This window comes from Paenisporosarcina sp., from assembly GCF_057785155.1.
Genome location: NZ_JBYNRN010000012.1, coordinates 146,368 through 160,288, shown reverse-complemented (window position 1 = coordinate 160,288; position 13,921 = coordinate 146,368). Strand labels below are relative to the sequence as shown.

The window sequence follows — 13,921 nt, the reverse complement described above, 5'->3', positions numbered from 1 at the left end:
CCTCCCAATACTTGTAATTAGTTTCCTTTAAACACGGGCTCTCGCTTTTCTAGGAAAGCTTGAATGCCTTCTTTTGCGTTTTCTGAAACGAAAACGGTTCCAAAAGATTGTGCTTCAGCTTTTACACCTTCATCATACGAGTAAGTTTTTGCAAATTGCAACATTTCGATGGCTGCTTTTACTGCAACAGGACTCTTTTTAGCTACTTTTTTTGCTAATTCCATCGTCTTAGCTTCAAGTTCCTCTTCAGCAAATGCACGATTTGCTAATCCCCATTGAACAGCCTCTAAGCCAGTGATTGGTTCACTTGTAAATAGCATTTCTGCTGCTTTTGGAACACCTACTAGTCGAGGAAGTCTTTGAGTGCCAGCAAAACCAGGTATTAACCCTAATTGAAGTTCTGGCAATCCTAGTTTAGCATTTTCAGATACGATTCGCAGGTGACAGCTCATAGCGAGCTCTAATCCCCCACCAAGAGCAGCACCGTGAATTGAAGCAATAACTGGTTTAGAGAAACGTTCAACACGTTCGAAAATTTCTTGTCCACTTGCAGCTAGTGCAGAGAACTCTTCCCCAGTTTGAATAGATGTAAACTCTTTAATATCTGCTCCTGCAGAAAAGAAACGTCCTTCTCCTTGTAAAACAACAACACGCACATCTTTATCGTGTTCAACTGCGTTTAACAATTCATTGACTTCAAGAATCAATGCTCTTGATAATGCATTTGCAGGTGGTCGGCTAATTTTTACAACCGCAACATAATCTTCGATTGTCCAACTTAAAAACTCCACTCACTTCACCCTTTCAGTTATGCTCTCATACCACTAAGAAGTAACTTTTGCACTTTTGGAGCTAATTTCATTAGATCGTATTTTTGATCATTCATGACCCACGTTGTAATGGTCTCATCAATTGTACCAAACACCATGTGACGAGCAAGTCGTATGTCCAAATCTTTGTTAAATTCTCCATTTTCCAATCCCTCAATCAAAATGTGATCCAGCAAGACAAGATATTCTTTTAATACATCGTTAATCTTTAATCGAATATCCTTATTTGACTGGCGTAGCTCTAACTGAGTGACGATTGCTAAATGGTGATCAGTTGCTAGTACACGGAAATGATTATCAATCATCTTCAAAAGCTTTTCACAAGCTGTTGATTCATCTTTAATAATCTGTTTTAAATTTTCGACGAACACGCCCATTTTTTCGGTGAAAACCGATATGAGGATATCTTCCTTGTTTTTAAAATACAAATAAATGGTTCCGTCAGCGACACTTGCTTGTTTCGCGATTTTAGAAACTTGTGCTTGGTGGTACCCGTTTTCAGCAATAACAATAACGGCAGCATCAATTATTTGTTTATATTTCGGTTTGTCTCGTTTCAATAAATTCACCACCAAAAAAAGAAAATATGAATGACTATTCATTCATATTTTCATATTATTATGAACAAGCTGTGCGTGTCAAGAAATCTTTCTAAGAAATCTCGGAAGCTTGTTTTACTTTTTCTTTTTCTTCATCAACTAATGAGCGACGTAAAATTTTTCCGACCGCCGTTTTCGGTAATTCTTTTCTGAACTCATAAATTCTCGGTACTTTATAAGATGCTAAATGTTCGCGACAGAATGTGTTTAATTCTTCTTCAGATATATTTTCTTCTTCTTTTAACACGATATAAGCTTTTACTGTTTCGCCTCTATATGGATCTGGTATTCCAGCAACCACACATTCTTGAATCGCAGGATGTTCATATAAAACTTCTTCTATTTCACGAGGATAAATATTAAATCCACCTGCAATAATCATATCTTTCTTACGATCAACAACATAGAAGAAACCTTTTTCATCCATGTAACCTAAATCTCCGGTTAATAACCAACCATCACGCATTGTTGCAGCTGTTTCTTCTGGTCGATTCCAATAACCTTTCATAATTTGTGGACCTCGCACACAAATTTCTCCAATTTCTCCAGCTGGCAATGGTTCAGTCGAATCCATTTGGAAAATCGCAGCTTCTGTATCTGGCCAAGGAACTCCTACAGAGCCTTTAATTCTCTCAACGTCCCACACAAAGTTGGCATGAGTAACAGGAGAAGATTCCGTTAAGCCATATCCCTCGACTAGCTTACCACCTGTAACTTGTTCAAACTTGTCTTGAACTTCTACTGGTAGCGGTGCAGAACCACTTAAACAAGCTTCAATTGACGACAAATCATACTTCGCAATATCCGGATGATTTAATAGTCCAATATAAATTGTTGGTGCACCAGGGAACAATGTTGGTTTTTGTTTATCAATCGTTTTCAATGCAGAGTCCACATCAAATTTCGGTAATAAAACCATACGATTTCCTAACATAACAGAAAGGATTAAAACAGTGGTCATACCATACACATGGAAGAATGGTAAAATCCCTAAAATCGTTTCTTCCCCTTTTTTACACTTGTAAAGCCAAGCATCACACATAGAAGCATTTGAGATTAGATTTTTGTGCGTCAACATAACACCTTTAGGGAAACCAGTTGTACCACCAGTATACTGCAAAATTGCAATATCTTCTTCAAAATCGAAAGCATTTTCTAAAGGTTCAGCCTTAGCTACTTTCATAATTTCAGGGAATAGGTGATTCATTCCACGATGCTCTACTTTAACACTAAATCCATATTGCTTTTTCTGAATAAACGGATACACCAAATTTTTCGGGAATGGTAAATAGTCTTTAATACCCGTAATGATAACGTTTTCAAGATTCGTTTCTTTTAAAACCTTAGATATACGTGGGAATAAAATATCAAGAGACAAAATCGCTTTAGCTCCAGAGTCCTTCATTTGATAAGAAATTTCCCTTTCCGTATATAAAGGATTTGTTTGTACTACAATTGCACCAGCATACAAAATACCGTAGTAAGCAATAACATTTTGAGGACAGTTAGGTAGCATAATTGCTACTCGATCCCCTTTTTCAATTCCTATCGTACGTAAGTAGTTAGCAAACTTTAAAGCAGATTCATATAATTCGCTATACGTGACATCTTTCCCAAGAAAATGAATGGCTACTTTTTCGGGATAATTCTTATAAGCACGCGTCAAATATTCTTGAACAGGTATTGGATCATAGTTAAGCGTGTGCGGAATTTCGGGTGGATATTGTGATAACCAAGGTCTTGCCGTCATTGTATTTCCCCCTTTTTAAATCGTTTGAATATTCCTATTCTTTATTATAGAGAAAAATGAACCGACATTCAATTCAATCTAGAAAAAAACATGGGACAATTTTCTTATCCCATGCAACCGACTTACTGAAGATATAAATAGACTATGCCCACTACAATAAAAAGTACACAAACGCCTAATAAAATTTTCGCTAACTGCTCCACTTAATCCGCTCCTAAGATATGCTCGCTCCAATGACAAAGGACAGCCCTACCGAAATCGATAAGGAAATAAACCCGACAGACCGATTGTCTTGTTCAATTTCACGATCAATATTAAATTTAGGGGTGAAAAATTCAAATAAGAAATAGGCTAAAACAAGAAGGAAAAAACCATAAAGTCCCCATCCCATAATTTCAGGTAGTGAATTGTGATTTTCAATCGAATATTTGAAAATATTGGCCACACCAAAAATTTTACCACCTGTTGCCATTGCTACAGCAATATTTCCTTTTTGAATTTCTTCCCAGTTGTTGTATTTGGTAACCAGTTCAAAAACAATCATCGTTAATATAATGCATAAAATTGCTACACTAAAATAACCTGCTGTCTGAACAAGGGGGTTTTGCCAAAAATCAATACCTAACATTTACATTGCTCCTTCAAATCTTTCTTGCTAATACGGATGAGCAAAGAGATGGTTTCATTTATTTCAATTCAACCATCGTCACTCCATGACCACCTTCACCCGCTTCACCAAATCGATAACTCTTCACGCGGGAGTGATTTTTCAAGAATTGCTGTATACCTTGTCGTAAAGCACCTGTCCCTTTGCCATGAATAATCGATACTTGGTGATAGTTGGACAGCACAGCATCATCAATGTATTTTTCAGCTCTCATAATCGCATCTTCGTACCTCTCACCACGTAAATCGAGCTCGAGTTTAACATACGTATCACGACCTTTAACATTTGTCATAGCAACTGTTTGTTTTTGTTTCTCAGGCTTCATGTATTCCAAATCGGATTCGTGACATTTCATTTTTAAGATACCAATTTGAACGATCCATTCGTTACTTGAGACTTTGTCTAGCAGCGTTCCTTTTTGGCCATAACTAAGTACTTTTACTTCGTCACCTTGAGTTAAAGTCATCTGTCGCTCATTCAGTTGTTTTTGTTTCTTCAGAACTTTGTTTTCTGGAGCGGCTTTTTCCAGTCGTTTTCTCACATCAATTAATTCATGTTCTTTAACGGTTTGATTGGCATTCATTTGCATCTTACGTAATTCTGCAATTATTCCATCTGCTTCCCGTTTCGCTTCTTCCACAATTTTACGAGCTTTTTCTTTCGCCTTTTGTTCCAATGTTTCTTTTTTCTCATCTAATTGTTGCAGCTGTTCATGTAAATCTGATTTAAGCTTTTCTGAATCTGAAAGATTGATCTTTGCTAATTCCGCATCTTTTTCAGACTGTCTTCTACTTGTTTCTAATGAAGCAATCATCGATTCCACTTCATGACGATCTGTGCCAGTAAAGGATTGAGCATGTGAAATGATGTGACTCGGTAAGCCAAGCCGTTTCGAAATTTCAAAAGCATTACTTCTTCCAGGTACACCTATCAATAGTTTATAGGTCGGACTAAGTGTTTCTACATCAAACTCTACACTCGCATTTGCTACGCCGGCCCGGTTATATCCGTAAGCCTTTAGCTCAGGATAATGGGTTGTTGCCATAACCCGAGCTCCGCGACCGTGTACTTCATCCAATAAGGAAATAGCGAGGGCTGCACCTTCTTGCGGGTCTGTGCCTGCTCCTAATTCATCGAATAATACTAGACTATTTTCATCAAACTTCCCTAGTATATCAACGATATTAACCATATGAGACGAGAAAGTACTCAAGCTTTGTTCGATCGACTGCTCATCTCCTATATCCGCAAACACTTGATTAAATACAGCAATTTCAGAGCCGTCTAGGACAGGGATTGGTATTCCTGCTTGACCCATTAATGTACATAATCCAACTGTTTTAAGGGTGACTGTTTTACCGCCAGTATTTGGTCCCGTAATGACGATTGCAGTAATGTCACCGCCAAATTCAATACTATTTGGTACAGCTTCATCTTTATCTAGCAATGGATGTCGAGCTTTTATTAAGCGAATGATTCCATTGTTATTAACGGATGGTTTTGTACAATTGTTGGCTTGTCCATATTTTGCTTTCGCCAGAATCACATCGATTTCACCTAATATGTTAACTAACGTAAACAAATCATGAGCTACGGTCTGAACTTCTAATGACAGAGCGATTAAAATTCGTTCAATCTCTTCTTGCTCTTTCATCTTCAATCTACGAATTTCATTATTCGCTTGAACTACCGCATCTGGTTCAATAAATAATGTTTGACCTGAAGATGATTGATCGTGCACAATACCACCATAATTACTGCGATATTCTTGTTTAACAGGAATCACATACCGATCATTACGAATCGTCACAATAGAATCGGATAACATTTTAGTGGCATTTTTACCTCTCGTATAGCTTTCAAGTTTCTCCCGTACGCGACTTTCTTGGGCTCTCAGCGATTGACGAATCGTTCGAAGTTGCGTACTAGCACTATCGAGTACATGACCATTGTCATCAATACATGCAACGATTTCATGTTCTAAAGCTGTTAATATTGGTAATGCTTGTTTATGTTCAATGAAATATGGGATGGCAATTTCTTTCGATTCTTCTACTCCTTCAAAAAATTGACGTAGAATACGACTCGCTCTAATTGTACTTGCGATTTCCATTAATTCCGTTGGACTTAACATCCCACCAATTTGAGCTCTCTTTGCGTGACCACGCACGTCAAATATGCCACCCATTGGCACATTGCCTCTTATTCTTAGTAGGGCAAGACCTTCATCCATTTCATCTAATAGACGTGTGACTGTTTCTAAATCAATCGAAGGCTCTAATTGATCAAGATGAGATCGACCTAGTGAGGACGTACAAAAATAGGCGACTTGTTCTCTAATTTTATCAAATTCTAGTGTTTTCAATGCGCGTTTAGCGATCATCCAAAACACCTCCATTTACTCTTTTATTGGTAGTTATTTTAATTGTTGGTCCTGTATTTTATAAAGGACTCTCAAATTGTAATGCAAGGAAAAAAACAAATTGCTATTTTACTTTAAATAGTCAACCAGTTTTTCGATTGACCAAGTATTAACGATATTAGATTCTTTTAACCAAGCTTTTTGTGCGTATTTGACACCTGTATTCATAAACCGCAATTGATCAATGCTATGCGCATCTGTATTAATCGCAATAGGTACCTCTAATGACTGAGCTTGTATTAAATACGCTGTCTCTAAATCTAATCGATGAGGATTTGCATTTAATTCAAGGATTTTGCCATACTTAGCAGCCCACTCAATTAATTGTGGAACATCTGGATTGTAGCCTGCTCTTTCTCCTACAATTCTACCTGTAGGATGAGCAATCATGTCCACGTGTTTATTTTTCATTGCGGTTAACAATCGTTCCATTATCTTTTCTTGTGGTTGACTGAAACTTGAGTGTATTGACGCAATAACAAAATCAAGTTGTTCGAGTATTTCATCGTCAAAATCTAGAGATCCATCAGGTAATATGTCCATTTCTGTTCCAGCTAGAATATGAATGGATGGATACTCTTTTCGAAGTTTATGGATTTCTTCTATCTGCTCCATTAACCGTTCTGCAGATAAACCATTTGCTACACGTAGATAATGTGAATGATCAGTTATGGCTATATGGGTATATTTCTTTTCAATACACGCCTCTATCATTTCTCGAAGTGAGTGCGCCCCATCAGACCATGTGGTATGCATATGTAAATCAGATGTTATCGCATCTAAGTGTATCAAGGTTTTTAAGTCATCTATTCGATCAAACTCTTTTGAATCTTCTCGAACGGCTGGCGGAAAATAAGGTAGACCGAAATGGCCAAAAAATGCCTCTTCGGATTCAAACGTTAGATTCGTGCCGTCTTCTTGTTCCACACCATATTCACTGATTTTCTTTCCTTGAGATTTGGCAATTTGTCGCAATTTAACATTATGATCTTTAGACCCCGTAAAATGGTGAAGGGCTGTAATATATGCCTCAGGCTCGACAATTCGAAAATCCACATCAATCAGCTCTTCCAGTTCAATCGTAACGGAAACTTTTGTTTCTCCTGCAGCAATAATTTCTTTTACTGGAAGGAGCTTTAACAATGCTTCTTTCACGTCAACAGGATGCTTAGTCGAAATAATAAAATCCATATCCTTACTCGTTTCTTTTACACGCCGAAAGCTCCCTGCAACTGAGAAGCGATCCACTTGTTTTATATTACCTACGATGTCTTCAACTAATAGGACAACTGGATCAAAACGCCAAATCGGTAATCGATCAGGTCGTGAATTAAATTGTTCGATTTCTTTCAAAATTTTCTCTTCAGTCTTCGCAGCAAATCCAGCTAAATTTTGTACTTTTCCATCTAAACAAGCTTGTTTTAAAGATTCCATTGAATCAATTCCAAGTTCTTGATATAGCTTTGCGATTTTCTTGCCGCCTAAACCAGACAGTTTTAATAGAGGTAAAAGACTACTTGGAACTGATTCCTCTAATTCAATTAACACGGTTGATTTTCCAGTCTCAAGTAATTCTTCTATTACAGATGCTGTGCCTTTTCCAATTCCTTTAAGCTTCGTTACATCATCCATTTCCGAAAGACTTCTTGGGTCCAGTTCGAGTGCTTGAGCTGCCTTTCTAAAAGCGGAGACTTTGAATGGGTTTTCACCTTTCAATTCCATATAAAGAGCAATTTTTTCGAACGTACGAATAATTTGTTTTTTATTGATCATAAACAGCCACTCCTTTGATAAAAAGTCGTTGTATTCTTACGGAAATATGAGTGTGTATCCAATAAAACTCTCATTTTTTTTATAAGGTTGCGTATATAAGCAATCAGTTTTCAAAAAACAACAAGTACAATCATAGTTATTTATCAGTTTAAAAAAACTTCTCTCCTAAGAGAGAAGTCATGATTTCACATAAATGTACCACCATTCTTTAACTGTATCAGATAAAAATGGCGTATTCTCTAATAGATAAGTAGCTAAAACCGAATTGTTCATTAGATTTTGGAATGGAGCAATCGGTAGTAATGCGATTACATAAAGTATAATAAAGAGAATAATATACAACTCAATGAATCCTAAAATCGCACCAGCGATTCTACTTACAAATCCTAACACGGGTAAGTATTTCAAGAAATCAAACATCGAAGCTACTAATTGAAGAGCGAATTTAATAACAAAGAAAATAATGGCAAATGCAATTAGTTGATAAAATGTCTGATCTAAATCCAAACGATCAATAGCTAATGTTAATGTTGAATCCGAATCCACTGTGGGATATGGAATCCAAAGAACAAATTTTTCTGCTAGTGGTTTATAATAGGTATAAGCAACAATGAGAGCAATAATGAATCCAGTCATATGAATCAATTGGACAATTAAACCTCTTTTAGCTCCAACTACTAAACCTACAATTAGTAAGACAAGAATGAGTATATCTAACATGAATTCAACCCTTTAACCTTTTAATTTCTTCTTCTAGTAATTCTACTTGCTCTTTCAATTTCACATATTCATGGACCGAATTTACGGCTGTAAGAACCGCTAGTTTAGCACTGTCTAGTGAGGGGTTATGTGAATTGATTTCACGCATTTTATCGTCAACCATGGATGCGACTAGTCGCATATGACCTGACGTTTCAGATCCAATCATTTTATATGATTGGCCATATATATCAACAGATATTCGATTTTTATGTAGTTCTGTCAAATTCGACCCTCCCCAACAAAATACTAGTCATTATCATACCATGAAATGGATACACATGTGAATACTGAGACACGAAAGGAATCCTGTCATGACCAATCAAGTTATTCAATTAAACGCAAAAAAGTTATCTGAAGTTGCCACTTACTATGATACACATAAGATTATCCGTTCTGCTCCCGGTGTCGTTTTCGCGGCCAAACTAACGGATACATCCATTACTGGATATAAGTCAGGCAAGGTTTTATTCCAGGGAGCTGGGGCAGAAAGAGAAGCAAATCGCTGGAGCAGTGATTTGATAAAACCAAAAGTAAGTGCTGCAAAAGGTGACACTTTACCACCTGGTTTTTCTCAATCTTCAGTCATTGGATCAGATGAAACAGGAACTGGCGACTTTTTTGGTCCGATGACGGTTGCCGCATGTTTCGTCTCGTCCGATCAAATCGAATTAATCCAAGAACTTGGTGTGAAAGATTCTAAAATGCTGACAGATCCCCTAATGCGTAAGATTGCTCCTGACTTAAAAGAAGTATTGACCTACAGTATTTTAACGTTAGGAAATGAAAAATATAACAAAGTACAGGCTAAAGGTTGGTCACAAGGAAAAATCAAAGCCCTTTTACATAACCAAGCTTTAAAACATGTACTGAACAAAATGACACCTCAAAAACCAGATTACATTTTAATTGATCAATTTGCTGAACGTGGCATTTATTACAATCACATCAAAATGGAAAAAGAAATAATTAGAGAAAATGTACTGTTCTCAACCAAAGCTGAACAATTGCATGTAGCTGTTGCAGCAGCTTCCATATTAGCACGTGTTGCCTTTTTAGAAGAGATGGATCGATTAAGTTTGGATGCAGGTGTAACTCTTCCTAAAGGAGCGGGTTCAAAAGTAGATGAAGTGGCTGCTAAGATTATGTTATCAAAAGGCGAAGATTTTTTATCAACTATTACGAAAAAACATTTTGCGAACACTGGAAAAGCAAAAACAATTGTTAATAAGAAAAGAAACAACTAACTAAGTGGGACTGTCCACTACGTCACGAAACACGACATTTATGGATAGTCCTTTTTCTTATAGTAGAAGGACAGGAATTTCATTAATGGCGTCTTTCACTTTCTTGTTTCGTTAATATGGCGGTAGACTCGTATAATCTAGCGGTAGAACTAAATAATATGTCGTTTGTGCTTCAGAATATAGCGGTAAAATCGATTAATATGGCGGTTGCGGGCATTATATTGGCGTTAGACAAAAATTCACTATCCAACATCAGATTTTCACCACCGCCAAAGACATTTCAAGAAACGCTAGCCGTCAACATTCCTCCCAAAAAAAATTCACATAAAAAAGAGCAGTCGATAATTTCTTATCGCTGCTCTTCTTTTTATCCTCTAAGTTGTGCGTTTGCTTGTTCTTCAAGTGCTTTTAACACTTTTGAATGGGCTTTAACTACTTCTTCATCTGTTAATGTACGTTCTGGATCTTCATAAAGGAGAGAGAATGCTACCGATTTTTGACCCGGTTCCATTTTTTCACCTTCATATAAATCGAATACATTTACATCTTTTAGTAATTTACCACCAGTATTGCGAATGATTTGTTGTAATTCACCAGCTGCTTGATCGCGATTGACGACTAATGCGATATCGCGTGAAATTGATGGGAATCGTGGAACTGGTGTGTATAATAATGGATCTAACGAAATTGACAATAGTTTTGCTAGATTTAATTCCATAACGTATGTTTCTTTTAAATCACGTTTCTTTTGTTCACTCGGGTGAAGTTGACCCAAAATCCCAATAGATTCATTATTTACTTTAACTGATGCTGTACGACCAGGATGCAATCCATCCATTTGAGTTTGTTCAAAAGAAACCTGCTTATCTAAACCTAATTTTGCAAGAAGACCTTCAACGATTCCTTTTAATACAAAGAAATCAACTGTTTTCCGCTCTCCCTGCCAGCTATGATCAAGCCACTTACCTGTCATAACAGCCGCTACGTGTTCTTCTTCATGTGGAAGACCTTCTGCAGTTTCACCTAAGAATACTGCACCAGTTTCGAACAAAGTAACTGAATCTGCTTTACGTGCCACATTGTAAGTTGCTGATTCTAATAAATGCGGAATCAAGGATTGACGTAAAATACTACGATCCTCGCTCATCGGCATTAACAATTCTGTTACAGGAGCAGTTTCAAGAGCAAAACTTTGAGCAAGTTCTTTTGATGTTAAAGAATACGTAATCGCTTGATGTAAGCCTGCCCCTTCCAAGTAGTTACGAACAATTCTTCGATGTGCTTGGTATGGTGTTAAACCACCAGGAGTAGATTCTCCTTCTGGAAGTGTTAAAGGAATTTCATCGTAGCCGTAAATACGAGCAATTTCTTCCACAATGTCTTCTTCAATTTGAATATCTTGTCTGCGGGTTGGCGCTTTAATATAAAGCAAACCATTTGCTGCTTCAAAATCAAATTTTAGACGTTGTAAGATCGTCTTCATCTCTTCTAAAGAAATTTTCATGCCTAAACGATTATTGATAAAATCAGGAGATACGATAACTTCTTTTTGAGATTTATCTAACTCGTCGACTTTCACACTTCCTTGCAATACTTCTCCACCAGCTAATTCAGCAATTAATTGAGCAGCACGTTCAGCAGCCGCTTCCACTCGATTAGGGTCGACCCCTTTTTCAAATCGTGAACTAGCATCACTGCGCAAATTATGGTCTTTTGATGTTTGACGGACAGAAGCGGGTTTGAAATAGGCTGATTCTATAACTACCGTCGTTGTTCCTTCGTGTACTTCGGAATTTAACCCACCCATAACTCCTGCAATTGCTACAGGCTCTTGACCATTGGTAATCACTAAATGATGAGATTTCAATTCACGTTCTTGATCATCTAAAGTCGTGATTTTTTCACCATCTTGAGCGGCTCTTACAACGATTTCGCCTGTTTGTAGACGATCATAATCAAATGCATGAAGTGGTTGACCATATTCCATTAGTACATAGTTCGTTACATCTACTACATTATTATGTGGTCGAACACCAGCAGCCATTAAGCGTTGTTGTAACCATAAAGGTGACTCACCAATAGAGACATTTTTCACGACTTTGGCTACATACATTGGGGTGGCATCCATGTCTTCAATACTTAGTTTTAAAACGTTTTCAGCTACATCAGTTGAAGATGAGTATTGTATTTGTGGATATTTCATATCTTCAGAAAGGATTGCTCCAACTTCATATGCCACACCTAACATACTCATTGCATCCGCACGGTTAGGAGTAAGTCCAAGTTCAAGGACTGTATCTTGTAAGCCTAAAACTTCAAGCGCATCAGCACCTACTTCTGTATCAGAAGGTAAAACATAAATCCCTTCAGAATAAGCTTTTGGTACAAGTTTTCCCTCTATCGCTAGTTCTTGAAGTGAGCAAATCATACCGTTCGATTCTTCACCACGAAGTTTAGCTTTTTTAATTTTCATACCGCCTGGTAATACTGCACCAGGTCTTGCCACAATAACTTTTTGATTTTTTGCGATGTTAGGAGCACCACAAATAATTTGTGTTACTTCTTCACCTACGTCAACTTGGCAAATGGATAATTTGTCGGCTTCAGGATGTTTTTCACATTCTAAAACATGACCGACAACCACATTTGTCATTCCGTGGGACCGATCAATAACTGCATCCACTTCAATCCCTGAGCGAGTAATCATTTCGGCAAGTTCTGCGGGATGTAATCCTTTTGTATCTATATAATCTGCTAACCATTTAGTTGAAACTAACATGTGATCTCCTCCTTACACTTCAGTTCGGTGAAATTGCGAAACAAATCGCACATCATTTGTATAGAAATGACGAATATCTTCCACTCCATATTTCAACATCGCAATGCGTTCTGGTCCCATACCAAATGCAAATCCAGACAGGCGTTTTGAATCGTAACCTGCCATTTCTAATACATTAGGATGCACCATACCGGCACCAAGGATTTCAATCCACCCTGTTTTTTTACACACATTACAACCTGCTCCACCACATTTAAAACATGAAATGTCCATCTCAACAGATGGTTCAGTGAACGGGAAGAAACTTGGACGCAAACGAATTTCGCGATCGTCCCCGAACATTTTTTTCGCAAATACAGACAAAGTTCCTTTTAGATCACTCATACGAATATTCTCGCCAATCACAAGCCCTTCAATTTGAGTAAATTGATGAGAGTGGGTTGCATCATCGCTATCTCGACGATACACTTTCCCCGGACAAATGATTTTGATCGGTTCTCCGCCCTTAGCTTCCATCGTACGAGCTTGCACTGGCGATGTATGTGTGCGAAGTAAAATATCTTCTGAAATGTAGAATGAATCTTGCATATCTCGAGCAGGATGTCCTTTAGGCAAATTCAACGCTTCGAAGTTGTAATAATCTTTTTCAACTTCAGGACCTTCTGCAATTTCATACCCCATGTTTATGAATAGGTCTTCGATTTCTTCAACTACACGCGTTAATGGATGATGATTCCCTGTTCTTACCGGACGACCTGGTAAGGTCACATCAATCGTTTCATTTTCAAGCTGTTGTTGAATAGCTGCGTTCTCTAATATTACTTGTCTTTCATCAAGTACCACTGTAACTTCCTCGCGTACTACGTTTACTAAAGCCCCCATTTTAGGTCGTTCTTCAGCAGGTAATTTCCCCATACCTTTTAACAAATCCGTAATCGGTCCTTTTTTACCTAAGTAAGCTACTCGTACTTCTTGTAGTTCTTTCACACTTGAAGCAGCTTCTATTTTACTGATCGCTTCTTGTTTCAATTGTTGTAATTGTGCTTCCATTTTTATATCCTCCCTCTAAAAAATCAAAAAACCCCGCCCCTATAA

General features: G+C 37.4%; 11 protein-coding genes and 1 other annotated feature (1 of these 12 cut by a window edge). Of the genes, 1 reads left to right on the top strand and 10 read right to left on the bottom strand.

Going from position 1 to position 13,921, the window contains the following annotated elements; all coding sequences use genetic code 11:
- Window positions 1-17 precede the first annotated feature (17 nt).
- From AC3EA5_RS04030 to zapA, 8 genes are all read right to left on the bottom strand, one after another.
- Entirely contained in the window at window positions 18-791 is a 774-nt protein-coding gene (locus tag AC3EA5_RS04030; RefSeq protein WP_488607175.1) for an enoyl-CoA hydratase, read from the bottom strand.
- A 17-nt stretch (window positions 792-808) separates the two neighbouring features.
- On the bottom strand, window positions 809-1,390 hold the full coding sequence (gene fadR, locus AC3EA5_RS04025; RefSeq protein ID WP_394188468.1) for a fatty acid metabolism transcriptional regulator FadR: 582 nt from the start codon (window positions 1,388-1,390) through the stop codon (window positions 809-811).
- Between the two features lie 91 nt (window positions 1,391-1,481).
- Complete coding sequence (locus AC3EA5_RS04020; protein WP_488607174.1) at window positions 1,482-3,179, bottom strand: long-chain-fatty-acid--CoA ligase; 1,698 nt, start codon at window positions 3,177-3,179, stop codon at window positions 1,482-1,484.
- Window positions 3,180-3,393: 214 nt separating this feature from the next.
- Window positions 3,394-3,807 (bottom strand): DUF350 domain-containing protein, encoded by a 414-nt coding sequence (locus tag AC3EA5_RS04015; protein ID WP_394188466.1) that lies wholly within the window; start codon window positions 3,805-3,807, stop codon window positions 3,394-3,396.
- Between the two features lie 58 nt (window positions 3,808-3,865).
- Window positions 3,866-6,229: an endonuclease MutS2 gene (locus AC3EA5_RS04010; protein WP_488607173.1), complete on the bottom strand. Its 2,364-nt coding sequence runs from the start codon at window positions 6,227-6,229 to the stop codon at window positions 3,866-3,868.
- A 108-nt stretch (window positions 6,230-6,337) separates the two neighbouring features.
- Window positions 6,338-8,038 (bottom strand): DNA polymerase/3'-5' exonuclease PolX, encoded by a 1,701-nt coding sequence (gene polX, locus AC3EA5_RS04005; protein WP_488607528.1) that lies wholly within the window; start codon window positions 8,036-8,038, stop codon window positions 6,338-6,340.
- A 180-nt stretch (window positions 8,039-8,218) separates the two neighbouring features.
- Window positions 8,219-8,761 carry a CvpA family protein gene (locus tag AC3EA5_RS04000; RefSeq protein ID WP_488607172.1) on the bottom strand — a complete coding sequence of 181 codons (543 nt, stop codon included), beginning with the start codon at window positions 8,759-8,761 and terminating at the stop codon, window positions 8,219-8,221.
- A 4-nt stretch (window positions 8,762-8,765) separates the two neighbouring features.
- Complete coding sequence (gene zapA / locus AC3EA5_RS03995; RefSeq protein ID WP_488607171.1) at window positions 8,766-9,026, bottom strand: cell division protein ZapA; 261 nt, start codon at window positions 9,024-9,026, stop codon at window positions 8,766-8,768.
- 88 nt (window positions 9,027-9,114) lie between these two features.
- Here zapA and rnhC point away from each other — a divergent pair, with 88 nt between their 5' ends.
- Entirely contained in the window at window positions 9,115-10,047 is a 933-nt protein-coding gene (gene rnhC / locus AC3EA5_RS03990; RefSeq protein ID WP_488607170.1) for a ribonuclease HIII, read from the top strand.
- Window positions 10,048-10,414: 367 nt separating this feature from the next.
- On the opposite strand, the gene pheT is transcribed toward rnhC, so the two are convergent.
- Window positions 10,415-12,826: a phenylalanine--tRNA ligase subunit beta gene (gene pheT / locus AC3EA5_RS03985; protein WP_488607169.1), complete on the bottom strand. Its 2,412-nt coding sequence runs from the start codon at window positions 12,824-12,826 to the stop codon at window positions 10,415-10,417.
- Window positions 12,827-12,838: 12 nt separating this feature from the next.
- Window positions 12,839-13,876, bottom strand: a complete 1,038-nt coding sequence (pheS, locus tag AC3EA5_RS03980; protein ID WP_488607168.1) for a phenylalanine--tRNA ligase subunit alpha — start codon at window positions 13,874-13,876, stop codon at window positions 12,839-12,841.
- 43 nt (window positions 13,877-13,919) lie between these two features.
- Window positions 13,920-13,921, bottom strand: a binding site (T-box leader); it runs 232 nt beyond the window's last position.

What these genes read in the sequence shown, in the direction of transcription:
- AC3EA5_RS04020 (WP_488607174.1), bottom strand. Translation starts at nt 3,179, where the DNA reads ATGACGGCAAGACCTTGGTTATCACAATATCCACCCGAAATTCCGCAC.
- AC3EA5_RS04015 (WP_394188466.1), bottom strand. Translation starts at nt 3,807, where the DNA reads ATGTTAGGTATTGATTTTTGGCAAAACCCCCTTGTTCAGACAGCAGGT.
- AC3EA5_RS04010 (WP_488607173.1), bottom strand. Translation starts at nt 6,229, where the DNA reads ATGATCGCTAAACGCGCATTGAAAACACTAGAATTTGATAAAATTAGA.
- AC3EA5_RS04000 (WP_488607172.1), bottom strand. Translation starts at nt 8,761, where the DNA reads ATGTTAGATATACTCATTCTTGTCTTACTAATTGTAGGTTTAGTAGTT.
- rnhC (WP_488607170.1), top strand. Translation starts at nt 9,115, where the DNA reads ATGACCAATCAAGTTATTCAATTAAACGCAAAAAAGTTATCTGAAGTT.
- pheT (WP_488607169.1), bottom strand. Translation starts at nt 12,826, where the DNA reads ATGTTAGTTTCAACTAAATGGTTAGCAGATTATATAGATACAAAAGGA.
- pheS (WP_488607168.1), bottom strand. Translation starts at nt 13,876, where the DNA reads ATGGAAGCACAATTACAACAATTGAAACAAGAAGCGATCAGTAAAATA.